This is a genomic window from Algibacter sp. R77976 (assembly GCF_044594645.1).
GTDB lineage: Bacteria > Bacteroidota > Bacteroidia > Flavobacteriales > Flavobacteriaceae > Algibacter_B.
On sequence record NZ_CP138989.1, the window covers coordinates 1,996,509 to 2,019,756 of the forward strand.

20 protein-coding genes are annotated in these 23,248 nt (G+C 31.5%); 15 read left to right on the forward strand and 5 right to left on the reverse strand.

Annotated elements, in window-relative coordinates; all coding sequences use genetic code 11:
- Positions 1–2: 2 nt before the first annotated feature.
- Positions 3–362 (reverse strand): BlaI/MecI/CopY family transcriptional regulator, encoded by a 360-nt coding sequence (locus SJY43_RS08860; protein WP_396600384.1) that lies wholly within the window; start codon positions 360–362, stop codon positions 3–5.
- A 311-nt stretch (positions 363–673) separates the two neighbouring features.
- Between SJY43_RS08860 and SJY43_RS08865 the strand changes: the two genes are divergently transcribed.
- The 3 genes from SJY43_RS08865 to SJY43_RS08875 all read left to right on the forward strand — a co-directional run bounded on the left by SJY43_RS08865 (position 674) and on the right by SJY43_RS08875 (position 2,675).
- Positions 674–1,624: a calcium/sodium antiporter gene (locus SJY43_RS08865; RefSeq protein WP_396600385.1), complete on the forward strand. Its 951-nt coding sequence runs from the start codon at positions 674–676 to the stop codon at positions 1,622–1,624.
- 99 nt (positions 1,625–1,723) lie between these two features.
- Positions 1,724–2,140, forward strand: coding sequence for a GNAT family N-acetyltransferase (locus SJY43_RS08870; RefSeq protein WP_396600386.1), 417 nt, complete (start codon positions 1,724–1,726; stop codon positions 2,138–2,140).
- Between the two features lie 31 nt (positions 2,141–2,171).
- Positions 2,172–2,675, forward strand: a complete 504-nt coding sequence (locus SJY43_RS08875) for a GNAT family N-acetyltransferase (RefSeq protein ID WP_396600387.1) — start codon at positions 2,172–2,174, stop codon at positions 2,673–2,675.
- 63 nt (positions 2,676–2,738) lie between these two features.
- Here the strand turns inward: SJY43_RS08875 and SJY43_RS08880 are convergent, their stop codons facing one another.
- On the reverse strand, positions 2,739–3,755 hold the full coding sequence (locus SJY43_RS08880; protein ID WP_396600388.1) for a glutamine synthetase beta-grasp domain-containing protein: 1,017 nt from the start codon (positions 3,753–3,755) through the stop codon (positions 2,739–2,741).
- Positions 3,756–4,028: 273 nt separating this feature from the next.
- Here SJY43_RS08880 and SJY43_RS08885 point away from each other — a divergent pair, with 273 nt between their 5' ends.
- The 11 genes from SJY43_RS08885 to SJY43_RS08935 all read left to right on the forward strand — a co-directional run bounded on the left by SJY43_RS08885 (position 4,029) and on the right by SJY43_RS08935 (position 18,279).
- Positions 4,029–6,215: a glutamine synthetase III gene (locus SJY43_RS08885; RefSeq protein ID WP_396600389.1), complete on the forward strand. Its 2,187-nt coding sequence runs from the start codon at positions 4,029–4,031 to the stop codon at positions 6,213–6,215.
- 299 nt (positions 6,216–6,514) lie between these two features.
- Positions 6,515–8,170, forward strand: a complete 1,656-nt coding sequence (locus SJY43_RS08890) for an ATP-binding protein (RefSeq protein WP_396600390.1) — start codon at positions 6,515–6,517, stop codon at positions 8,168–8,170.
- Entirely contained in the window at positions 8,167–8,799 is a 633-nt protein-coding gene (locus SJY43_RS08895; protein ID WP_396600391.1) for a response regulator, read from the forward strand. Before SJY43_RS08890 ends, SJY43_RS08895 begins: the two co-directional genes overlap by 4 nt.
- Positions 8,800–8,911: 112 nt before the next feature.
- Complete coding sequence (locus SJY43_RS08900; RefSeq protein ID WP_396600392.1) at positions 8,912–9,232, forward strand: hypothetical protein; 321 nt, start codon at positions 8,912–8,914, stop codon at positions 9,230–9,232.
- A gap of 402 nt (positions 9,233–9,634) precedes the next feature.
- Positions 9,635–10,015, forward strand: a complete 381-nt coding sequence (locus SJY43_RS08905; protein WP_396600393.1) for a hypothetical protein — start codon at positions 9,635–9,637, stop codon at positions 10,013–10,015.
- A gap of 149 nt (positions 10,016–10,164) precedes the next feature.
- Entirely contained in the window at positions 10,165–11,343 is a 1,179-nt protein-coding gene (locus tag SJY43_RS08910) for an AIR synthase related protein (protein ID WP_396600394.1), read from the forward strand.
- Positions 11,344–11,373: 30 nt separating this feature from the next.
- Positions 11,374–12,333, forward strand: a complete 960-nt coding sequence (locus tag SJY43_RS08915) for a DUF3078 domain-containing protein (protein WP_396600395.1) — start codon at positions 11,374–11,376, stop codon at positions 12,331–12,333.
- Positions 12,334–12,528: 195 nt separating this feature from the next.
- Positions 12,529–15,084 (forward strand): adenosylcobalamin-dependent ribonucleoside-diphosphate reductase, encoded by a 2,556-nt coding sequence (locus SJY43_RS08920; protein ID WP_396600396.1) that lies wholly within the window; start codon positions 12,529–12,531, stop codon positions 15,082–15,084.
- 464 nt (positions 15,085–15,548) lie between these two features.
- Positions 15,549–16,625 carry a peptide chain release factor 1 gene (prfA, locus tag SJY43_RS08925; RefSeq protein WP_396600397.1) on the forward strand — a complete coding sequence of 359 codons (1,077 nt, stop codon included), beginning with the start codon at positions 15,549–15,551 and terminating at the stop codon, positions 16,623–16,625.
- Positions 16,626–16,640: 15 nt separating this feature from the next.
- Positions 16,641–17,453 (forward strand): orotidine-5'-phosphate decarboxylase, encoded by an 813-nt coding sequence (pyrF, locus tag SJY43_RS08930; RefSeq protein WP_396600398.1) that lies wholly within the window; start codon positions 16,641–16,643, stop codon positions 17,451–17,453.
- A gap of 16 nt (positions 17,454–17,469) precedes the next feature.
- Positions 17,470–18,279 carry an ABC transporter substrate-binding protein gene (locus tag SJY43_RS08935; protein ID WP_396600399.1) on the forward strand — a complete coding sequence of 270 codons (810 nt, stop codon included), beginning with the start codon at positions 17,470–17,472 and terminating at the stop codon, positions 18,277–18,279.
- 244 nt (positions 18,280–18,523) lie between these two features.
- On the opposite strand, the gene SJY43_RS08940 is transcribed toward SJY43_RS08935, so the two are convergent.
- On the reverse strand, positions 18,524–19,234 hold the full coding sequence (locus tag SJY43_RS08940; protein WP_396600400.1) for a DUF4197 domain-containing protein: 711 nt from the start codon (positions 19,232–19,234) through the stop codon (positions 18,524–18,526).
- A 151-nt stretch (positions 19,235–19,385) separates the two neighbouring features.
- Here SJY43_RS08940 and SJY43_RS08945 point away from each other — a divergent pair, with 151 nt between their 5' ends.
- Positions 19,386–20,519, forward strand: a complete 1,134-nt coding sequence (locus tag SJY43_RS08945; protein ID WP_396600401.1) for a TlpA family protein disulfide reductase — start codon at positions 19,386–19,388, stop codon at positions 20,517–20,519.
- Positions 20,520–21,028: 509 nt separating this feature from the next.
- Here SJY43_RS08945 and SJY43_RS08950 read toward each other — a convergent pair.
- Positions 21,029–22,126, reverse strand: coding sequence for an OmpA family protein (locus tag SJY43_RS08950; RefSeq protein ID WP_396600402.1), 1,098 nt, complete (start codon positions 22,124–22,126; stop codon positions 21,029–21,031).
- 139 nt (positions 22,127–22,265) lie between these two features.
- On the reverse strand, positions 22,266–23,120 hold the full coding sequence (purU, locus tag SJY43_RS08955; protein ID WP_396600403.1) for a formyltetrahydrofolate deformylase: 855 nt from the start codon (positions 23,118–23,120) through the stop codon (positions 22,266–22,268).
- Positions 23,121–23,248 lie beyond the last annotated feature (128 nt).

Below are 23,248 nucleotides of genomic sequence, written 5' to 3' on the forward strand. Positions count from 1 at the left end.
CGCTATTTGTTTTTTTCAATCAGTTTAATAATCTCTTTTAACTCGGCAACGCTTATCTTTTCTTCTTTGGCAAAAAACGACACTACGTTTTTATATGAGTTGTTAAAATAGTTGTCAATTGCTAAATTCATAAAACGTTTTCTGTATTCTTCCTTCTTAATAATAGGGTAGTATTGGTGTGTTTTTCCGTAGGCATTATATGCAACATAACCTTTATCTTCCAAATTCCTAATAATAGTAGAAAGCGTGTTATAATGAGGTTTTTCATCTATAATTTCAGCAAGCACATCCTTAACAAAAGCCTTTTCAAGCTTCCATAAAATATGCATAATCTCTTCTTCTTTGTTTGTTAGTTTTTCCATAACTACACTTTTTTTGTCATTTTCCCCGAAGGAGGAAATCTTATAAATTTATGTTCTTATTATTTTTTAGGCACCTACCTGACTACTGACATTTTTTTTAGTAACTCAAAAAACGGATGCTACCATCATTAAAGCATTACAAACCTATAACTATTTTTATAGTTATACAACTAAATTAGTAGTTATTTAACTAAATTTTAAGTTTTCAGCTTTTGTTTATCAGCTTCAAAATATAGTTAAAGCATCAAAAACTTTTAACTTTTAACTTCTAACTTTTAACTTTAATTTATCTTCGTAAAAAAAATAATTTTATGAGTATTCTTTGGGTTATCCTTGGTTTTATCTTGTTAGTAATAGGAGGTGAGTTTTTAGTGCGTTCATCAGTAGCTTTATCATTTAAGTTTAATATCTCTAAAATGGTAATAGGTATGACGGTGGTATCATTTGCAACATCTGCACCAGAATTACTAGTAAGTTTACAAGCAGCACTATCTGGTTCGCCAGCAATTGCTATAAATAATGTAGTAGGCTCAAATATTGCAAACATAGGATTGGTATTAGGTATTACAGCTATGGTTGGCTCTATTGCTGTAGATAAATCATTTTACAATCTTAATTGGCCAGTCATGATGGTGTTTTCAATAATGCTTTATTATTTTTTAAAAAATGATAATGTTTTAACGGCTATAGAAGGTGGTGTTTTATTTACTGGGCTTATTGTTTTTTTAATTTACCTTATTAGAAGTGCAAAAAAAGATATTGTTGTAGAAGATGTAGATGATACACTCTCAACCGTTTCTAATTTCAAAATTGGCTTGTGGCTATTAATAGGTGCGGCATCTCTTTATTTTGGTAGTGAATGGTTAGTTTCTGGAGCTAAGGAAATCGCAACAGCCGTTGGAGTAAGCGAAGCTGTAATAGGTGTGTCTTTAATTGCTATTGGTACAAGTGTGCCCGAACTAGCAGCATCAGTTATAGCGGCTGCAAAACAAGAAAAAGCCATTTCTCTAGGGAATTTAATAGGCTCAAATATTTTTAATATTGCTTCTGTTTTGGGTTTAACATCTTTAATAAAACCAATACCAGTAACCGAACCTCAAATACTATCAAGTGATATTTTTTGGATGCTCGGTTTTTCAGCTATTTTAATACCACTTATTTTTCTACCTAAGCGTTTACAAATAAGTAGGTTTAAAGGTTTCTTTTTGGTTTTTGCCTATGGTGTTTTTATGTTTTTAGTGTTTACTAAAGGAAAGTTTTAGTTAGTAATAATATTGTGATTTATATTTAAGTACAATTTGATTTAATTATAAAAAAACAATAGACTTAAGTGGTGTATAAATTTATAAAACTCCATAAAATTGGTTGAAATTTTAGAGATAACACATCAGGAAACTTTAAGTATTCGCCACGAGGTTATGTGGCCTGATAAGCCTATTGATTATGTTCATATCCCAAATGATCATCAAGGAAAGCATTTTGGTTTGTTTTTTAATGGTAAAATGATATCTGTTATTTCTTTGTTTATTGTAAATAATGAAGCTCAATTTAGAAAATTTGCTACATTAATTGATTATCAAGGTCAAGGGTTTGGTTCAATCTTAATAAAAGAAATTTTGAATATTGTTAAGCGTGAAAATGTTGATAAAATATGGTGTAATGCTCGTGTTGAGAAGTCTAACTATTATACTAAATTCGGAATGCGGCTTACAGAGCATAGGTTTAGAAAAGGAGGAATAGAATATGTTATAATGGAAAAAAGATATAACACTTTATAAGCGCGGTGCAAGCCATTTAAAACGAACAAAATTGACAATTCGAAAAATAGCAGAAAATGAAATCGGATTCCTAAAAGAAATGCTTTATGAAGCAATATTCGTGGAAGATGGACAACCGAAATTACCGAAGTCGATTATAGAAGAACCAACTTTAACAAAGTATATAGTTAATTTTGGTTCTAATATATCCGATTTGTGTTTAGTTGCTGTGGAGAAAGGGGAGTTAATTGGAGCGTGTTGGGGCAGGTTTTTTAACGAAAATAACAAAGGATACGGGTTTTTGGATTCAGAAACACCTGAATTGAGTATAGCTATAAAAGAACAATTTAGAAACAAAGGAATTGGAACTAAATTAATTGAGGAAATAGCCAAATTATATCAAGGATTAGATGTAAAGTCTATTTCTTTGAGCGTGGATAAAAACAATTCAGCAATTCTACTATATAAAAGAATTGGATTTAAAGTGAAAATGGAAACGGAAAAGGCGGTCGTAATGCGAATGGAATTTGAAATAGAAAAAAATGGCTTACAATAGGGGCTATAAAAAAACGCTAACAAATTAATGTTAGCGTTTTTAATATAATATAATGCGGTAAGATTATTTAATTGGTTTTACCGTTTTAATAATTCTTGCAGCAACTTTGTATGGATCTGCGTTTGAAGATGGACGACGATCTTCTAACCATCCTTTATATCCTTTTTCTACAACAATAATTGGAATACGAATTGAAGCACCTCTATCGGAAACTCCATAAGAGAAATCTGTAATAGATTGTGTTTCGTGCTTACCGGTTAAACGTTGTTCGTTAAACTCTCCGTAAACTTCTATATGCTCTTTTGTTACTGGACGGAAAGCTTCGCAAATTTCTTCATACTTTTCTTTAGAACCACAAGTTCTTAAGATTGTATTTGAGAAGTTAGCATGCATTCCTGATCCATTCCAATCAGTATCTCCTAATGGTTTTGGGTGGTACTCGATGTACATGCCACGACCCTCAGTTAAACGGTCTAATAAATATCTAGAAACCCATATTTCATCTCCAGCTTTCTTAGCGCCTTTTGCAAACAATTGGTATTCCCATTGTCCAGAAGCAACCTCTTGATTAATTCCTTCAAAGTTTAATCCAGCATCAATACATAAATCTGCATGCTCTTCAACTAAATCACGTCCGTGAGTATGTAAACCACCAACTGAACAATAGTACATTCCTTGTGGAGCTGGGTAACCACCTCTTGGGAATCCTAATGGTAATTCTGTACTAGTATCCATAATAAAGTATTCTTGTTCAAATCCGAACCAGAAATCATTATCATCATCTTCAATAGTAGCACGAGCGTTAGACTCATGTGGAGTTCCATCAGCATTCATTACCTCAGTCATTACTAACCATCCGTTTCTACGTGTAGGATCAGGATAAATTGCAACTGGTTTTAAAATACAGTCAGATGCTCCTCCAGAAGCTTGTTTCGTAGAAGAACCATCAAAAGACCAAAGGCCTAATTCTTCAACAGTTCCTTTAAAGTTTTCATGTTCTTCTACCTTAGTTTTACTTCTCAAGTTTTGAGTTGGGTAGTACCCATCTAACCAAAGGTATTCTAATTTAATTTTTGCCATAATGAATATTTTATAATTGAAATATTGATAATAATATCACAAATATATATTTTTATAGTTTCACTTTAAATTTATAGGGGGTGTTTTAACAAAATGGTGTGTTATTTTTATTTATACCCTATTATTTTAAGGTTTATTTTAAAAAAACATGATTATTTTATAAAAATACTGAAAAAAGCTTAAAAGATTTTTTCAGATTTAAGGTTTTATTGGTAAACCTGTTTACTTTTGCTTATCTATTCATAATCAAATATTTTAATAAATATATAAAGGATGTCTACACTAAGGTTTCATGCTATTAAAGAATCGCTTAAATATAAACCTGTTTTGGTTGAAGAAAAAGAGCGTCGTTCAGATTTATTTGGTAAAAACGTGTTTAATGAAAACGCGATGCGTCAATATTTAACAAAAGATGCATTTGTTGGTGTAATGAATGCCATTCAATTTGGAAAAAAGATAGATAGGAATATAGCCGATCAAGTAGCATCATCAATGAAAGATTGGTCGTTGTCAAAAGGTGTGACACATTATACACATTGGTTTCAGCCATTAACGGGTACCACAGCAGAAAAGCATGATGCTTTTTTTGAAACCGTAAGCGGCGGCATGGCTATCGAGAAATTTGGAGGCGGTCAATTAGTACAGCAAGAACCAGATGCGTCTAGTTTTCCAAACGGCGGCATTAGAAATACGTTTGAAGCTAGAGGTTATACCGCTTGGGATCCTACATCGCCAGCGTTTATATATGGTACAACACTTTGTATTCCAACCATATTTGTGGCCTACACAGGTGAGGCGTTAGATTATAAAACACCTCTTTTAAGAGCGCTTCATGCGGTAGACAATGCATCAACCGCAATTTGTAAATATTTCGATAAAAACGTAAAAAAAGTAACCACCTCTTTAGGTTGGGAACAGGAGTATTTTTTAATTGATAAAATGATGGCTGCCAGCCGTCCAGATATTGCATTAACAGGGCGTACTTTGTTGGGGCATTCTTCGGCAAAAGGGCAACAATTAGACGATCATTATTTTGGATCTATTCCAACCAGAGCATTAAATTTTATGCGCGAATTGGAAACCGAGTGTATGCTTTTAGGTATTCCAGTAAAAACAAGACATAACGAGGTAGCACCAAACCAATTTGAGTTAGCACCAATTTATGAGGAAGCTAATTTAGCCGTAGATCATAATGCCTTATTAATGGATATTATGGGTCGTGTGGCGTCGCGTCATAACTTTAAAGTCTTACTACACGAAAAACCTTTTGCTGGTGTAAACGGCTCTGGTAAACATAACAATTGGTCATTATCAACAGATACTGGTGTGAATTTATTAGCACCAGGAAAAACACCAATGTCTAACCTGCAATTTTTAACCTTTTTTATAAACACCATAAAAGCGGTACACACGCACGAAGCGCTGTTGAGAGCAGCTATAGCATCGGCAAGTAACGACCATAGATTAGGGGCAAACGAGGCGCCTCCTGCTATTATTTCGGTATTTATTGGTGAGCAGTTAACCAAGGTTTTAGAAGAGTTAGAAGGCGTTACAAAAGGTAAGTTGTCACCTAAAGAAAAAACAGAATTAAAACTAAATGTAGTTGGTAAAATACCCGATGTTTTATTGGATAATACCGACAGAAACCGTACATCGCCATTTGCATTTACAGGTAATAAATTCGAGTTTAGAGCCGTAGGGTCTTTGGCTAATTGTGGTAACCCAATGACGGTTTTAAACACCATAGTCGCTAAGCAACTTAAAGACTTTAAAAAGGAAGTGGATGTACTAATCAATAAAAAAGATTTAAAAAAGGACGAAGCTGTTTTTAACGTGTTAAGAGAGTATATTAAATCTTGTAGGCCAATTTTATTTGAAGGCAACGGATATGGTGCCGAATGGGAAAAGGAAGCTAAAAAACGCGGATTAAGTAATAATAAAACAACACCAGAAGCATTAAAAGCAAGAGTTTCAAAAGAAAGTATAGCCCTGTTCGAAGAAATGAATGTAATGAGTAAAATAGAAACCGAAGCCCGATACGAAATCGAGGTCGAGGCATACATCATGCACATTCAAATAGAAAGCCGTGTTTTGGGCGATATAGCCAGAAACCATATTGTGCCAACCGCAGTAAAGTATCAAAATATACTGGTAGAAAACGTGCGCGGTTTAAAAGAAATTTTCGAAGCAAAATATAAAAGTGTTTCAAGAGAACAAATAAATTTAATCGAAGACATATCAAATCATATAGAAGGCATAAATGCCAACGTAACTAAAATGATTGATGCTCGAAAAACAGCAAACGATATTAAAGACATCGAAAAGAAAGCGCACGCCTATTGTAACCAAGTAAAACCTCTATTCGACGATATACGTTACCATTGCGATAAACTAGAATTGCTGGTCGACGACGAAATCTGGCCACTAACCAAGTACCGCGAAATGTTATTTACTAGGTAGTTTTTAGTCACTTCGTGAGTCTCAAATTTATTTAAGATTGTATCGAGAAGTTGGGCGTTACCACAAGGGTCCGGCTTTACGCTATATCTTTTTGCAGAAAAAGCAAAAAGGATGCCGCTTCAATCCCTAACGTAGGTGTTTGCTAGCTTCAGTTTTTAAACTTCAGAATTTTTTATTTTTGTAACGGTTGGTTCAAATATTATATTTTTAAAAAAGCGTATAATTATTAACTTTAAAATAATTATAATTTACAGTATATATTTACATAAAACCAATCTATATAGTCAAATGATATTTTTATGAAAATTAAAACACTCATACTTATAATAATTAATAGTTTAATTGTATTTGTAGTTGCAGTATTATCGTTTTCATTTTATAAACAATTTTCAAAAGTTTTAGATGATCGTATTTTATTACAATTAAATTCTATAAAAACGCTTAAACAAATTCAAATTGAAAATTTAATAAAGTCTGAATGGAACCAGTTTTTAGCTGCCCCCGAAAACTATCAAAACCTAGACAGCATAAGCTTTACAATTCCAAATAACATAAAAAAAGTTGAAGGTATTTATGATTTCACATCGTATCATAATAATAAAGAAACTTCTATAGCCTTTATTTCTAATTCTAAAAAAGGTAAAAAAATAAAAGTATTAGATTATAATAAAATAAAAGCCATACTTCTAGAACGCACCGGCATGGGTGAAACTGGAGAATCTTATCTTGTTGGAGAAGATTTTAAAATGCGATCTCAGTCTAGATTTTTTCCTAGTAAGGTGCCGTACAGTATGTCGGTTAAAACTAAGGGTGTAATCAACGCATTATCTGGAGAAGAAGGTAGAGGTGCCTTTGAAGACTACCGAGGTGTTGATGTTTATAGTGTATACAGTTTAATAAATATTTCAAATCTCAAATTAGTTATTCTTTCAGAGATAGATGTAAGTGAGGTTAACGTGCCTTTAAAAAATTTAAGGCTCAGACTTTTAGGGTTAACTTTAGGTATTCTTCTAGTTGCAGTTATATTATCTCTTTTTCTCACTAAAATTATTTCAAACCCTATTAAAAACATGGCTAAAAGTTTAAAGATTATGGCCGAAGGTAACTATGTTCAGGATAATCCGTTCACTAAAAATTCTAGCGAAATAAAAGAAATGTTCGATGCTTTAGCTCATTTAAAATCCTCTTTGCAAGGTGCGGTAAAATTTTCTGAAGATATTGGGAAAATGGACTTAAATACGCAATATGCTCCTAAAAGCACGCACGATTTGCTGGGTAAAAGTTTGTTAGTAATGCGCGATAGACTGGTGGAATATAGAAATAACGAGGGAAATAATAGAATAATGGCTAAACGTATGTTGGTAGATGGTCTGGAAAGCGAGAGGCGCAGACTTTCTAGAGAGCTACATGATGGTATTGGTCCATATTTAACATCTTTAAAATATTATATTGAAAAAAATGTTGAAAATGAAAAGCAGAAAACAGACATGAAAAGAATTGTAGATGAAACAATCTCTGAAATTAGATTAATGTCAAATGCATTAATGCCTTCTTCTATTGACGATTTTGGAGTTGGAGCTACGCTTACAAACTTTGTAGAAAGCTTAAAAAAATCTACAGCAATACATATTGAATATGAAGATTTAACTAAACACGAAGAAACTAAAATAACAAATCATCAGGGTATTAATCTTTTTAGAATAAGTCAAGAGCTAATTAATAATTCCTTAAAACATGCTAAGGCAAATAATATTAGAATAACATTATCAGAATTTGATGAGTTTATTTCACTTTTTTATTTTGATGATGGTATTGGTTTTGATAAAAATAATGAGACATTAGGTTCGGGAATTATTAACATTAAAGAACGTGTGGAAATTTGTAACGGGAAAATTGAAATAGACTCTACAACTGGAAACACTACTTTTGAAATTGAATTACCTGTAGAATTATGAATGAAATTAAATTAGTAATAGCTGATGATCATGAACTTTTCCGAAAAGGATTAGCCGAATTACTTAAAAAGCATGACGATATAAAAATAGTTAAAAGTGTTGGTGACGGTAGTGAATTTATGAAGTTGGTATCTAGTGAATTGCAAGCAGATATTGTTCTTTTAGATATTACTATGCCAAAAATGGATGGCTTTAAAGTCTTGAAAGAAATGAAAACTTTAAACTCTAACATTAAACCAATTGTTATTTCTATGCATAGTGATGGTAATTATATAGCTAAATGCGCGAAAGATGGTGCTTATGGTTATTTACTAAAAAACACCGATGAAGAAGAATTAACCCTGGCAATAAGAACAGTATACAGAGGAAAGAAATATTTTAGTACAGTAATTTCTGAAAAAATGATAAACTTTATGTCAACTCAAAGTATTAGTGAAAATATTTTATCAAATAAAGAAACTGAAGTTTTAGAATTAATTTCTGAAGGATTAACAACAAAACAAATTGCTGCCAAACTATTTGTAAGTTCTCGAACTATAGAAACGCATCGCGCAAATATTTTAAAAAAATTAGAAGTAAAAAATACAGCCGAACTCATAAAAAAAGCCGCAAAAATCAATTTAATATAAAATAAAAAAATATTTCTATCCGTATTTATACGGATAGAAAATGGGTAGATTCACATAAATCTAAAAGCCTATGAATGCTCTTAATTTTGCTATGAACCATAAAAAAATAGTTATGAAGAAAGTAGCATTAATTTTAGGATTTTTAGTTGTTTCGTTTGGGGCATTTTCACAAGAGAAAAGTAATGTAAAGCGAAGTGATTTACAAGGGCCTGCGTATAAAAACTATAAGTCTTGGAAACATAAAACCGTACCTACTAAATTATATACAACAAACAGAAAAAAAGGACTAACAGGACCAGAATATAAAAATTATAAAACGTGGAAAGACACCTCAAAGGTTGAAGAGGTTGTAATAACTAGCGGTCACGAAAGACAAAAATTAACAGGACCAGCATACAAAAACTACAAACCTTGGAGAAATAACAAAAAATAGTTGTGGTTCGATAAGCAACATATATTTGAAAAATTAATTTAATAAATATTCAATTGTGTTGCTTACTCAAACTTAATAAAAAAGCAATTGCAATTAATTTCAGTTGCTTTTTTTAACTAATTAGCTTTTATAAGTTAATTTATTATGTTGTTAAAAGTTAGTTTCAAAAGAAATCTTATCCTATGACATTTTATAATAAAATAAAGTGGGTTCTTGGAATTTTAATGGTTTTTATATTGATTTTATGTACAAACCTAATTGATAGAAATAATTTTATTCGTGTAAAAAATTCAGTTGTAACAATATATAACGATAGAATCATTGCAAGTGACTTGATATTTGAAATGTCAAAATTATTTCACGAAAAGGAAATTGCAGTTATATTATTAGATTCTGTTTTTTTTGAATCAAACAAATTCAAAAATTAATGATGATATTCAAAATCTTATTTCGAGGTTTGAACTCACTAAATTAACTTTAAAAGAAAGTAAAATTTTTGATAACTTAAAAGAAAATATTGAATCTTTAATACATTCGGAAAACAATTTTATAAATTCAAATTTTGTTAATGACCATGAGGTTATTAAGCATATTTCTAAAATTAAAAATAACTTAAATAGTTTATCTAAAGTTCAACTTAATGAAGGCAGAAGACAAATGTCAATAAGTAAATACGCCATTGATACTGTTGAATTATTTACTCAAATAGAAGTGTATTTTTTAGTATTCTTAGCTATTATCATTCAAATTATTGTCATGTATCAACCTAAAGAAAAGTCTTGATTTTTCAATATAATAAAGCAAAATCAGATTGTAGGTTTTATAATTTAAAATTATTGGTTTAAAACCCGTTAATAAAACACCTTTCATATTTCAATTAATGCCTATTAATTTTAAAATATTACTTTACTTTTGCATCACAATACAACATTATGAGTCAAGAAGTTTCAAAACGTTACGCACAACGTGGTGTTTCGGCATCAAAAGAAGATGTACACAATGCTATTAAGAATATTGATAAAGGATTATTCCCAAAAGCATTCTGTAAAATAGTTCCAGATTATTTAACAAACGATGACGATTACTGCTTAATTATGCATGCAGATGGCGCAGGAACAAAATCGTCTCTGGCGTATATGTATTGGAAAGAAACTGGCGATGTGTCTGTTTGGAAAGGTATTGCACAAGATGCCTTAATCATGAATATTGACGATTTATTATGTGTTGGCGCAACAGATAACATCATGTTATCTTCTACCATAGGAAGAAATAAAAACTTAATTCCGGGCGAAGTGCTTTCTGCTATTATAAATGGTACCGAAGAGTTGCTTGAAGATTTAAAGTCGTTTGGTGTTACCATACATTCTACGGGTGGTGAAACTGCCGATGTTGGCGATTTGGTAAGAACCATAATTGTAGATTCTACCGTAACAGCAAGAATGAAACGTACAGATGTTATAGACAATGCAAACATTAAAGCTGGCGATGTTATTGTTGGTTTAGAAAGTTTTGGTCAAGCATCTTATGAAAAACAATATAACGGTGGTATGGGAAGCAACGGGTTAACATCTGCCCGCCACGATGTGTTTAGTAAATATTTAGCTAAAAAATATCCTGAAAGTTTTGATGCCTCAGTCCCAGAAGATTTAGTGTATTCTGGAGGTGTTAAATTAACAGACCCTGTAGAAGATTCACCAATTGATGCTGGACAATTAGTATTGTCACCAACAAGAACTTACGCGCCAATTATAAAAGCTATTCTATCTAAATATAATAGCGATTCCATTCATGGTATGGTACATTGTTCTGGTGGCGCGCAAACAAAAATTCTTCATTTTGTAGATGAGTTTCATATTGTAAAAGATAATATGTTTCCAATTCCGCCACTCTTCAAATTAATACAAGAGCAATCAAAAACCGATTGGAAGGAGATGTATCAAGTATTTAACTGTGGGCACAGAATGGAATTGTATGTATCTCCTGAAACAGCCCAAAGTATTATCGAAATATCAAAGTCTTTTAATGTTGATGCTCAGATAATTGGTAGGGTAGAAGCATCAAAAACTAAAAAGCTTACAATAAAATCTGAGTTTGGAGAGTTTAGTTATTAATTAATATTTTCTAATTAACCAAAAACAGACATGAAGTATTTACTAGTATTTATTGTAACCCTCTGCTTTCAATTTTCAAATGCGCAACCAGATTCTCTTTATATAAAAGAAAAGAAAGAGAAGTATACGGGTCCGCAATGGAAACAAAAAAATAAAGCTACGGTAGATATTAATCAGGTTTCTTTTACCAATTGGAATTCTGGTGGTAGTACATCAATTTCAGGGTTAATAGGGTTGGTTTCTTCGTTAAATTATTCAGATAAATTCTTTAATTGGAAAAATAACGTTTCAGTACGCTATGGTATAAATAAGCAAGAAGCAAGAGAAACAAGAAAAACCGATGATTTGTTCGAAGTTAATTCTAATATGGGGTATAATCCTGATGGTGAATCAAATTGGTTTTATTCAGCACGACTTAATTTTAGAACACAGCTTACAAATGGTTTTAAATACCCAAATAAAGACGAGCCTATTTCTAGATTACTAGCTCCTGGCTATTTGTTTTTTGGTGGCGGTATGGAATATGGTAGAAATATTGATAAACTGTCTTTTTACTTTTCGCCATTAACTTTAAAAGCAACTATTGTTTTAGATGAAGATTTAGCAAATGCGGGGTCTTTTGGGGTTACACCGGCTGTTTTTGACGATGACGGAAATGTAATTGTTCCTGGTGAACAATTTAGACAAGAGTTAGGTGTTTTAGTAACCAATAGTTACGAAATGGAGGTTGCTGAAAATATAAATGTGAAAAACCAAGTAAGTCTGTATTCAGATTACGTGAATAATTTTGGTAATGTAGATTTAGATTGGAGAATTGATTTCGATTTTAAAGTAAATTCGTTTGTAAGAGCTACTCTTGGTTCTCATTTAAGATACGATGATGATGTGAAAACAACTGTGCCATCAGAAATTGAAGGTGAGTTTGATGAAGCTGGTGCGAAAGTGCAATGGAAACAGTTTTTAGGTGTTGGTTTTGCCGTTGATTTCTAAAAATATTATATTTTATTTCCTGAAATTATTTGTTAACTTTTTTATGTTAATAAATTTTTAAAATACTGATTTTTAGTATTTTAACCTATTTTGTTTGTAAACTTTATGATTTTTATCATATTTTAAGTTGTACATTTATGTTTTATTTACAAGAATAAAATAATCCATTCAACCTAAAAAATCATAATGTACCAAATGAGCACAAAACTTGCCAAAAATCCATCCAAAACTTACACTTCTGAGGAAGCTTTTAATGCATCTGTAAAATATTTCAAGAACGACGATTTAGCTGCACGTGTGTGGTTAAATAAATATGCTTTAAAAGATTCTGAAGGTAATATTTATGAGTTAACGCCTAATGATATGCATAAGCGTATTGCAAAAGAAATTGCAAGAGTAGAAACTAAATATGCAAATCCGTTAACAGAAGATGAGATTTTCGATTTAATAAAAGACTTCAAATATATAGTGCCACAAGGAAGTCCAATGGCAGGAATTGGTAATCCGTTTCAAATAGGGTCTTTATCAAACTGTTTTGTAATTGGTAATTCTGGGGAATCAGATTCTTATGGTGGTATCATGAAGATTGATCAAGAGCAAGTGCAGCTTATGAAACGTCGTGGTGGTGTTGGGCACGATTTATCGCATGTAAGACCAAAAGGTTCTGCAGTAAAAAATTCGGCATTAACCTCTACAGGTCTTGTGCCTTTTATGGAGCGTTATTCTAATTCAACAAGAGAAGTAGCTCAAGATGGAAGGCGAGGGGCGCTTATGTTATCTGTATCAATTAATCATCCAGATTCAGAAGATTTTATTAATGCTAAATTAGAGCAAGGGAAAGTAACGGGGGCGAATGTATCGGTTAGAATTGATGATGATTTTATGAAAGCCGTGAAGAACGGAACTGACTATACTCAAAAATATCCAATTTTTAGTAAGAACCCAAAAGTATCTAAATCTATCGATGCTAATGTGTTATGGAAAAAAATTGTTCATAATGCATGGAAATCTGCAGAGCCAGGTATTTTATTTTGGAATACCATAATTAATGAGTCTATTCCTGATTGTTATGCAGATTTAGGGTATAAAACAGTTTCTACAAATCCATGTGGAGAAATTCCATTATGTCCATACGATTCTTGTAGATTATTAGCAATTAACTTGTTTTCATATGTAGAAAATCCGTTTACGCCTCATGCAAAATTTAATTTCGATTTATTCAAAAAACATGTTGCCTTAGCACAGCGTATTATGGATGATGTTATTGATTTAGAACTTGAGAAAATCGATAAAATTTTAAAGAAAATTGATGAAGACCCTGAATTAGACGAGGTAAAAGCAACCGAGCGTAATTTATGGTTAAACATTCAACATAAAGCTCAAGAAGGAAGAAGAACCGGTGTTGGTATTACTGCTGAAGGCGATATGCTTGCAGCATTAGGAATTCAATATGGTAGCGAAGCAGGTAATGCCTTTTCTTTAGAAGTGCATAAAACTATTGCTATTGAAGCCTATAGAGCTTCGGTGCATTTAGCAAAAGAGCGTGGAGCCTTTTCAGTTTTTGATGCTGAACGCGAAAAAAACAACCCATTTATTCTAAGATTAAAGGAAGCCGATAGTAAATTATATTACGAAATGCTAGAGTATGGTAGACGAAATATAGCATTGTTAACAATTGCGCCAACAGGAACTACAAGTTTAATGACGCAAACGACTTCTGGAATAGAACCAGTTTTTATGCCTGTTTATAAGCGTAGAAGAAAAGTAAACCCGAACGATAAAGATGTTCGTGTAGACTTTGTTGATGAGGTTGGAGATTCTTGGGAAGAATACGTTGTATTTCATCACCGTTTTAAACAATGGATGGAAGTAAATAGCATTGATAGTTCTAAAAACTTTACTCAGACTGAGATTGATAAATTGATAAAAAAGTCGCCTTATTATAAAGCAACTTCAAATGATGTAGATTGGTTGAGTAAAGTAAGTATGCAAGGGGCTATTCAAAAATGGGTAGATCATTCAATTAGTGTAACTATTAATTTGCCTAATGATGTTTCTGAAGATTTGGTTGGAGATTTATACTTAAAAGCATGGGAAGTTGGTTGCAAGGGAGTAACGGTTTATAGAGATGGATCGCGCTCTGGAGTGTTGATTTCAAATGACGAGAAAAAAGAAGAAAAAACAGAAGCACATTTAACTGCATTTCCTAAAAAACGCCCAGATGTTTTGGAAGCAGATGTGGTTCGTTTTCAAAATAGTAAAGAAAAATGGATTGCTTTTATTGGTTTGATTGATGGTAAGCCTTATGAAGTGTTTACAGGACTTGCTGATGATGAAGATGGTATATTAATTCCGCGTTGGGTAAACAAAGGGTTGATTATTAAAAACAAAGATGAAGATGGAATCAAACGATACGATTTTCAATACAAAAACACAAGAGGCTACAAAACAACAATAGAAGGCTTGTCTCATAAATTTAATCCAGAATTTTGGAATTATGCCAAGCTTATTTCTAGTACACTTCGTCATGGAATGCCTATTGATAAAATTGTCGATTTAATTAATAGTTTGCAATTAGATAGCGAATCAATCAATACCTGGAAAAATGGTGTGGTAAGAGCTCTAAAGCGTTATGTTGCTGATGGAACTCAAGCTAAAGGGCAAACATGTAGTAACTGTGAATCTGAAAACTTAATCTATCAAGAAGGTTGTTTAACTTGTAAAGATTGTGGGTCTTCTAAATGTGGTTAATATAGAAGATATTTAAAATTATTTATAAAAAAAGGAAGTCGTTTGGCTTCCTTTTTTTATATAAACTCTTTTAGAACTAATAAAAAAGGAATACTAATAACTAAATCCATTATAAATAAAAGCGAAAATAGCTTTAAGGTTGATACGCCTAAATTCTTATATAAAATAAGTTTTCGTTTTGCTCGGGTTTCGTTAAAAATATGCCATAATAGAAACACCAAAAGTAGTTTTGAAGAGATAATTAGTCCAACATTAAATTTTAGAAATGAAAACAACATATTAATAATTAAAGACCATATTATAAATGGCCTGTAAAACGTTAATATAGATATGAGTTGTTGCATAAGTAACTAGAATAACGATATTTATTTAAAAATATTTTTGTTTAACCATTATATCAAAGGTTTTCAACCATTGAAAATTCATAAATTATCGTATTTTTGGTTTCCAATTAAAAAAGGCAGATGTTAGAGAAATTACAAATAGTAAAGCAACGTTTTGATGAGGTTAGCGATTTAATAATTCAACCCGATATTATTACAGATCAAAAGCGTTACGTTGCGCTAAATAGAGAATATAAAGACCTGCGAATCCTAATGGATAAGCGAGAACTATACTTAGAATTGACTAATAATTTAGCCGAAGCGGAAGAAATTATTGCCGATGGAAGTGATGCAGAAATGGTTGAAATGGCCAAAATGCAATATGATGAAGCTAAAGAAGGTATCCCGAAGTTAGAAGAAGAAATAAAAGTACTCTTAATACCTAAAGACCCTGAAGACTCTAAAAATGCTGTAGTAGAATTACGTGCTGGTACTGGTGGAGATGAGGCTAGTATTTTTGCGGGCGATTTGTTTAGAATGTATTCTAAATATTGCTCTGATAAAGGATGGAAAGTGGATACTGTAGATTTTAGTGAAGGTACTAATGGTGGTTTTAAAGAAATTCAGTTTGAAGTTACCGGTAATGATGTTTACGGAACTTTAAAATTTGAAGCAGGTGTACATCGTGTACAACGTGTACCACAAACAGAAACGCAAGGTCGTGTGCATACTAGTGCTGCAACAGTTATGGTTTTTCCCGAAGCTGAAGAGTTTGATGTTGAAATAAACCCAAAAGATGTAAGAATTGATTTTTTCTGTTCTTCTGGTCCAGGTGGGCAATCGGTAAATACTACGTATTCTGCGGTGCGTTTAACACATATTCCAACCGGATTGGTGGCACAATGTCAAGATCAAAAATCACAACATAAAAATAAAGAGAAGGCATTTAAAGTATTGCGTTCACGTTTATACGATTTAGAGTTAGCTAAAAAGATGGAGGAAGATGCTGCTTTGCGTGGTACCATGGTAACAAGTGGAGATAGAAGTGCTAAAATTAGAACCTATAATTATCCTCAAGGTCGCGTAACAGACCACAGAATTGGTTTGACACTTTACGATTTGTCCAATATTGTAAATGGAGATATTCAAAAAATTATAGATGAATTACAACTAGCTGAAAATACTGAGAAGTTAAAGGCTAATAATGATGTGATTTAAAATAAACTACGCTACGTGACTACAAACCAACTAGTAGAACAAATCAAAAAAAAGAAATCCTTTCTATGTATTGGATTGGATGTTGATTTAAATAAAATCCCAAAATATCTTCTAAATGAAGATGATCCTATTTTTGCATTTAACAAAGCTATTATTGATGCTACACATCATTTATGTGTTGCTTATAAACCCAATACAGCGTTTTATGAAGCTTACGGGATTAAGGGGTGGCAAGCCTTAAAAAAAACAATAAACTACATAAACGAAAAGCATCCAGAGATTTTTACAATTGCTGATGCAAAACGTGGTGATATTGGTAATACGAGTACGATGTATGCTAAAGCCTTTTTTGAGGATTTAGCCTTCGATTCTGTTACTGTAGCACCGTATATGGGTAAAGATTCAGTAGAACCATTCTTGGCTTTTGAAGATAAGCATACTATTATGTTGGCTTTAACATCTAACGAAGGTGCTTTTGATTTTCAAACCAAAAACATAGACGGGAAAGAAGTTTATAAGCACGTTTTAGAAACTTCTAAGTCTTGGAAAAATGCTGAAAATTTAATGTATGTAGTTGGCGCTACAAAAGCGGAGTATTTAGCAGATATTAGAAATATTATTCCAGATAGCTTTTTATTAGTGCCTGGTGTTGGTGCTCAAGGTGGAAATTTGCAAGATGTTTGTAAATATGGAATGAATGATACTGTTGGTTTATTGATTAATTCATCAAGAGGTATTATTTATGCATCAAGCGATACTGATTTTGCAGAAGCTGCTGCAAAAAAGTCTGAAGTGCTTCAAAAAGAAATGGAAGCTATTTTAAGTTAATTTAAATGCTAATTAATTGATAACTTTTAAAGATCAACTTAATAGAATAGTTCATCTTAAAGACACTCCAAAACGTATTATATCATTAGTGCCAAGTCAAACAGAACTGCTCTGTGATTTAGGCTTAGAATCTAGTTTAGTTGGTGTAACTAAATTTTGTGTCCATCCGCATTATATTAAAACAAATGTAACTGTAGTTGGAGGAACTAAACAAATCAATTTAGAAAAAATAAAAGCGCTACAACCAGATGTTATTCTTTGTAATATGGAAGAAAACACTAAAGTTATTGTTGAGGCTTGTGAATTAATTTGTGCTGTACACGTATCAGATATTTATAATATTGATGATAGTATTGAGCTCATTCAACAATATGGTTCTATATTCAATAAAAAGCAAAAAGCGATTTCAATTTCGAATACAATTAAATACGAAATGAATCATTTTAAAACGTTTATTCTAAACAAGTCTGTTTTAAAAGCTGTTTATTTTATTTGGAAAAATCCGTGGATGGTTGCTGCAAATAATACTTTTATCAATTATTTACTTCAGCTTAATAATTTTGAGAATAAGTACGCATCGAAAATGAGATATCCAGAAATAGATATTTTAAAAACAGCTACACATGAAAATGTAGATCTTGTTTTACTGTCATCTGAACCTTTTCCGTTTAAAGAAACGCATAAGCAGGAGTTACAAGAATATTATCCTAACGCCACAATTGTTTTAGTGGATGGCGAAATGTTTTCTTGGTACGGTTCTAGACTTACAAAAGCGTTTAGTTATTTTAAATCGCTCCGTTTAAATCTTCAGAATAGTGCACTTTAGTAGTATCGTCTACAAAGTTTGATATTCTTTTTTCTAATTCCTTTAAACTTAAAGTTTTACTTAGGTCGGGCTTAATTTTTCCAACTCTACAAAATTGTGTGTTCATAACGCTCATTATTTATACTTAAAATACGTGTAAATAGCTTATTTAGACGTCATTGAAACGTTAAAAAATTATTAAATCTCGACATAAAAAAAACCGAATATAAATTATATTCGGTTTTTAAATCTAATATTTCAGTTTTTAATCTTGTAAAGCAAATACTTTTTGAAGTAAATCTGTAGTTCTTGATGATACTTTTGTTCTAATATCTTTTTCTTCAACAGCAATCATGGTGTAAACACCTTTTAAAGCTTCACCTGTAACATAATCTGTTAAATCTGGATTTACATTATTGGTAAAAGGGATTGTGTTGTATTTGTTAATTAAGTTGCTCCAAATTTCATCCGCACCAACTTTACTAAATGAGTTTTTTATAACAGGGTTAAACTTAGCGTAAAGTGCTTCTTGAGTTTTTGATGTTAGATATTGTGTTGCAGCATCATTGTTTCCTAATAAAATATTTTTTGCATCATCAAACGTAATACCTTTAACTGCATCAATAAAAATTGGAGTCGATTCTTTTACCGCGTCTTCAGCAGCTCTGTTAAGTACTTTTAAACCTTCATCGGCTAAATTGCTTAATCCTATGTCTCTGAGCGCTTTGTCTACTTTTTGAAGCTCTTCAGGTAATAAAATTTTAACTAATTCATTTTTAAAGAAACCATCGGTTTGCGTTAGCTTTGTAACCTGTTTGTCTATCCCTAAGTCTAAAGCTTGTCTTAAACCTGATGCTATTTCTGTGTTACCAAGAACACCGCCTCCTCCTTGTGGTAATTGACTAACTACTTGTTGTAATTCGGCACAAGATATTAGGTTAAATATTAAAAAAACAACTAAAATTTTACGTATCATGATTTTGGGTTTTATATTTTGGCAAATATAAATTTTAGTTCTTAAACCAAAATGTCTTTTAACTATATTTAATAAAATACTATTTTAGCACAATGTTTGTTATATAAGTAATAACATTGATAAAGAAATCAAGTTTAAGTTCCCTCTAAAAATGAAATTTAATAAGACTACTCTCTATTTATTATTTTTTTTAAGTTCGACATTTGTATTCGGGCAGATAAATATATCTGAAGAAATTCAGCCATCTGCTTTGGCTAAGCAAGAAAGTAATACGCTTTATTTTGTTGATTTTTGGGCTACTTGGTGTGGACCATGTATACATGTTTCAAAATATTTAGAAACACTTCAAGAGCAATACCCAAATGATTTTTATGTGCTTTCACTAACAAAGGAAAGTCCAGATATAGTTGATCGTTTTATGTTAAAACATGAATCTAAATTAGCTATTGCTTTAGATTATGAAGGTGAAACTTTTAAGAAGAACAATATAAGAAGCTTACCTTATGGTATTTTGTATAATGCTTATGGCGATGTGCTTTGGGAAGGGCACCCCGCAGACTTAAAAGGGTATCAAATAGGAGGGTTTCTAAATAAGAATAAAAAGCGTATTAGCGTTTCAGAAATGTTTAAAGTCAAGACTTACGAAAAAGTAGAAATTGTAGAGGAAATCGAGCAAGAGGAAGATTTCGAAATTATTAATTTAAATTTTGTTGAAGATAATAGCGAATTACGAGTTGTAGATCATAAGTCTTATTTAGAACTAAAAGGAAACTTGCGGTCTATTTTAGCTTATACCTTAAAGAGTCATAAAAATCAAATTAAAATACCTGAAGAATTAAATAAGTCTTACGAAATGAGGTTTAAATTTAATTCACCAGCCTATTTTGATAAAACAAAGGTGGTTTTAAGGAAACTAAGATTAAAGAAGAATGATGCTGAAATTGAAGGAGAAGTTTTAGTTTTTGATATCAAAGAACCTCGATTTTGGGGTGATGATCAAATTGATTGGGGTCCAGACACACCTAAGTTTTTAATTGGAGACTCAGAGATAAAAGCTGATGGTGTTAGTTTAGAAGAAGTAAAATATAAGCTTATTAACTTATTAGATGTTCCAATTTTATTGAATCATAATGATATAGATGTAAATCTTATACATGATTGGGATATACATTATAAGTATTTTGATTTAATGGTATCTGGAATGTGGGATAGCTATGGTATAAATGTGTCAAAGAAAAATGTTAAATATCCTCAACATGTGATTTCTAAAAGAGGGTTCTTTTAAGATAACATGTCTTTATTCTCTTCTGTTTCATTGATAGGTTGTATACATGTAATTCTCTTATAAGCTTTCTTAGGACTTAAATATCATAAGATTATATATCTATCACTAAACTTGAAATAACGAATAGTCATTATCATTATTTTTCTAGAATTATTATTATCGTATTACTAAGCTTTTTAGATTTTCTTTTTTAGTGTATAACATGCTTTCATATAATTTATTAAATGCAACGTCTTACATTTTTAGGTAATAATAAAACTTATACGTTATTCTAATCGAGTTACAGGGAGTAACCTTTAAGTTTTTTATCGTTCATGTTTAATTCTGTCGAATATGAAACTAAAAAACAGTTTTTTATAATTCAATAAACACATGATTTTTATATCAAACTAAGGTTGTTTATTGTTTTATTACCTAGCCCCTATAAAAAATAAAAGCCTGTGAAATTAATTTCACAGGCTTTTTATTATTTAAAATATCTTTATTAGATACTCTCTGAAAAACTTGAATTAGTTATTGATAACTCTAAATTCAGTTCTTCTGTTTCTTTGGTGTTGGTCAGCAGAACAGTCAACTCCGTTAGAACAACGGTTAACTAATCTAGACTCTCCAAATCCTCTTGCAGTTAAACGGCTTCTAGAGATACCTTTAGATACTAAGTAGTTTACAACAGAATTAGCACGTTGTTGTGATAAAGACATGTTGAAATCATCGTTACCTCTTGAATCTGTATGAGACATAATCTCAACGTTTACAGGCTTGCTGTTTAATAATGCTAATAAGTTATCGTCAATAATTTTCTTAGAAGCAGCAGTTATACGTGCGCTACCAGTTTCGTAAAAAATTGGTAAAGCGTTAGCTTCAAATAATCCACAATCAACTTCTTCCCAAGTAGTGATACCACCTTTCTTAGCTAAAACAGTTCTTGTTACAGTTTGAGATTTAGCAGGAATAGTGTTAGATCTTGTAGTAGCAGAAGTTGCTAATACTTGACGCTTGATAGTTGCATATTGAGCAGGAATGTCAACTTGGTCCATACGAGCAGGAGTCTTAACTACTTGCTTAGTGTAAGTTCCAGGTACTTCGCTAACAGGAGTGTTACTTACTGTAGCATCTTTAGCTAAAGTAGTAAAAGATACATCTCTGTATTGTGCTGGGTAACCAACAAAACAAGCTACCATACAATCTTCCTTGTTTGGAGAATCACAAGCAGTTTCTTTGTATTCCCATCCTGAAGTTGCAGGGTAAGTTTCAAAAGTTCTTGAATTAGTTCCAAAAGTTGCAGGAATGATGTTTAAATCACTTCTTCCTTCTTTCTTAGTGTAAGGAACTTCAACAGTTTCATATACCGCAGGGATATAAACTAATTTTTTAGAAGCTTCTTTAATAAGTACACGATCTTCTACAGTTTTGTAGGTAGCAGGTACAACTTCTAATGTTGTGTAAGCAGGGTAAACTTCGATAGTTTCTTGAACATCTTTGAATTCGTCCTTAGTAATACACTTTACATAACATTTCCCAGGTTCTGGGCTTGAGGGTAAGTTTTGAGCTTGAGCAAAACCTAAGCCTAATAAAAAAGTTAGGCATAAAAATAAATTTGTTTTCATAAAAATTAAAATTTAGTTAATGGTTAATATTTCCACACTTGTAAGACACAGAAAAAATTAATTGGTCACAAAATTAATGAATATTAACATTTGAAAAGCAAAAAAAACCTTTTTTTATTAAGTTTTTTTTAACATAACATCAGGAAAAGATTACAGTCTTGTTGTTAAAAACCATGACTTTCCTGTCTGCGTGTAACTTAACAGCGTTTGCCAAAACTATTTTTTCTAGATCTCTTCCTTTAGAAATTAAGTCAGAAATTGCGTGAGAATGTGTGACTCTTGTAACATCTTGTTCAATTATAGGGCCTGCATCTAGCTCTTCAGTAACATAATGGCTAGTAGCACCAATAATCTTTACCCCACGTTTATACGCTGAATGGTAAGGTTTGGCTCCAACAAAAGCCGGTAAAAACGAATGATGAATGTTAATTATTTTATTTGGATACTTATTAATAAGTTTACCAGAAACAATTTGCATATATCTTGCTAAAACAATAAAATCTATGCTATGTTCTTTTAAAAGTTGTAATTGTTTGTCTTCAGCCTCTTCTTTGGTTTCCTTTGTTACTGGAATATGATAAAACGGAATTTTAAAATTATCAGCAATAGACCTTAAATCTGAGTGGTTACTTATTATAAAAGGAATCTCTAAATTTAACTCACCAGAATTATACCGTCCAAGTAGGTCATATAAACAATGGTCGTATTTAGAAATAAACAAAGCCATTTTAGGTTTCTTTTCAGATGAATAAATTCTCCATTTCATTTTAAATGTATCGGCTAAATCAGTTTTAAAGACAGATTTGAAATCATTTGTAGAAAAAGAATCCGAAATAAACTCACTTTCTAAACGCATGAAAAAGATATTTTGCTCTCTATCAACGTACTGGTCTATATAAACAATATTACCGCCTTCTTTTGCTATAAAATTGGTAACCGAAGCAATAATGTTAGGTCTGTCCTTACAATGTATTAAAATGGTAATCTTATTCATAAAAGTTGTTATTCGGCACTAAATTTAGTTTAAAAATGATACAAGGGAGTGTTGTGATTAAAATTTTATATAATATTTTGCAAACCACTTATTTTTTTGAATATTTCGTAAATTGCAAGACTAATATC